At 50.0% G+C, this 454-nt stretch carries 1 protein-coding gene; it reads left to right on the plus strand.

The window, feature by feature from the left end; translation table 11 throughout:
- Window positions 1-454: hypothetical protein (locus Q5762_RS37145; protein WP_315896723.1), on the plus strand; the 454-nt coding region annotated here is incomplete at both ends.

The raw sequence follows: 454 nt of genomic DNA on the forward strand, positions 1-454 counted from the left end.
CACTACGATCCTGCAGCAACTGTTCAGGGTATCCTAGAACTGGCCAGAGCCTGGCAATCTCGCTTCGGGCCCACTAATAACCGTATTTTTCCCATTCCCAGAGTACATGAAGCGGATCACAGCCGCCCCATTCGTGTTGGGTTAGTTTCATCCAATTTCCATATTCATCCTGTGGGATGGATGGTCTCCAGCGGATTGGCAGCCCTACCGGCCGACATCGAACTTTATGCCTATAGCGATAGTGATAGGCAAGACTTCATTAATCAACATATTCGCCAATGTGTGACCCGTTGGGTGACGACTTATCATCTGGACGATCAGCAACTAGCCGAACGTATACGAGACGATAGGATCGATATTCTGATCGACCTGGCAGGACACGGTAGCGGAAGCCGTATTCGTACTATGGCTATGCGCCCAGCATCTCTTATCGTTAAGTGGGTGGGTGTACAAT

This window comes from Streptomyces sp. P9(2023), assembly GCF_032436795.1.
Lineage (GTDB): Bacteria > Actinomycetota > Actinomycetes > Streptomycetales > Streptomycetaceae > Streptomyces.